General features: G+C 24.4%; 1 protein-coding gene. It reads right to left on the bottom strand.

The window, feature by feature from the left end:
• Positions 1-1,934, bottom strand: a 1,934-nt coding sequence (locus NSA58_RS19650; protein WP_257560891.1) for an AAA domain-containing protein, incomplete at its 3' end; no start/stop codon positions are given.
• Positions 1,935-1,950 lie beyond the last annotated feature (16 nt).

The following is a 1,950-nucleotide window of genomic DNA, read 5'->3' as shown; positions in this document are numbered from 1 at the left end:
TTTTCAAATGATTCTAACTTATCCTCATATTTTTTTGAATTTTTTATAAATCTTATTTCATTCTCAAAAGCTGCTATTTTTTCTACTGCACAATAACAACTATAATTGTTTTCATATAAATTATTTAATTCATTAATTATTGATATACATATTTCATTGTCTCTTACTTCCAAAAATTTCTTTAATCTAAGTATTTTAGAATTTATAATTTTAATATGACTTAGATGCTCACTATTATATGCAAATGACTTTATTGCTCTTATTTCATATGAAATAGGTTTTATTCCATTTAATATTTCTTCTAAAGTTTTAATCTTTGTATTAATCTTATTTATATTTCTTTCCAATATTATTAGATTTTCTTTGTAGGCCTCATACTTTTTAACATTATCTAAATGCAAAACTATTTTTTCTAATAATAGATGTTTCTTTTTATAATTATTTTTACAAATGTCTAATGTCGTATCTAGCCAAGTTTTTACCACATTTCCTTCCGTATATTTTTCTCCTTCACTTTCAACTCTGGATAAATTACCAGTTCTTAAAGCTCTAATCCTAGGGTTATCTATTATCCTCCCTAGTGCATTATCAACTGCCAAATTTGACTGAGATGCTATCAAGGTTTTTAATCCTCTAATAGCATTTTGATAACAAATTTCTGCAATTACTGTAGTTTTTCCTGTTCCAGGTGGTCCTTGAATAACAAATACATCCTTTGAATTTAAAGCTCCTTGCACTGCTTTTATCTGGCTATTATTTAAAGTATTTAATAATAAGTTATTTACATTCAAAATAACTTCTTCATCCTCTTTTTTATATTCTAAATTTTTAGTGTCAAATAAAATAGTTGCCAATTGATTATTTAAAGATTGTCCTGATTTTAATAAGTATAATCCTCGTCTTAAATTGATGGCTTGAGCCAAATCCCCCATTTTAGATATTCTCAAATATCCTTTATTTGGAAATACTGTTTTATTTTCTAAAAGTAATTCTTGAAACTCATCATTTAATTCAATTACAATAGACTTATTTTCTATATTTATCTTATATATAGAACCTATATTATCTTCTACTCTTTCATTAGAGTTTTCGATTTCCTTATCATAAAACAGTATTACCCTATCATTTCTGAAATTTTGCAACTTCTCAATTTCTTCATTAGTAAATGATTTAAAATTCATGGTACATTTTGTAAAATCACTATTACTTTTGTATCCCTTATATTTTATCTCCAATTGTGAGTGTCTTGCATTGTCTTCTATTATTTTTAAATAATGATCCCATTCATCTATTCTGTTTTGGACTTCTATTGACAAATTACTTTTTTCTTTAATAGGCATAGTTCTATAAATATAAGCCTCTCTTTTTATTATTCCCCTTTCTTTACTAGATTTTTTAACTTTATCAGTTTTATCAACTAAAGTATCATAACTATCAGCTTTTTTTATTATAGATAATATATCATTGCTGATGCATATATTTTTAATACTTTCTTCTGTACACAATTTTATTTTTTGAAAATAACAATTATTTTTTTTATTTCCATATTCATCAGAGGCTAGACATAAATTTGTTACTAAAAAATGCTGTTTATCAATATTTACACCATCTACACATAATATTTTACCACCTCTTTTGTTCATAAAATTTCGATTATTAATATTTTCAGTATCACTGGTCATCATTAATCTAGTTTTTCTATCTGAATCTCCAAGTACTGTAATATCCATCAAATAAAAATCATATATTACATCTTCTAAAATAATATTCAATACTTCATCTTTTCTATTATCATCTATCAAACTAACATATTTATTTTTTTCGTCACTATTAATTATTCTATTTATTTTATAAACAGCATTGTTTGTAAGTTTAATCCCTAGATAAATAAAGTTTTCATAAGACTTATCTTCCCCATATGTATTAAACTCCATAATTTCCTCCTAGATC

Origin of the sequence: Terrisporobacter muris (assembly GCF_024621905.1) — a bacterium.
Classification (GTDB): domain Bacteria; phylum Bacillota; class Clostridia; order Peptostreptococcales; family Peptostreptococcaceae; genus Terrisporobacter; species Terrisporobacter muris.
This window is presented reverse-complemented; position numbering and strand designations above follow the sequence as displayed.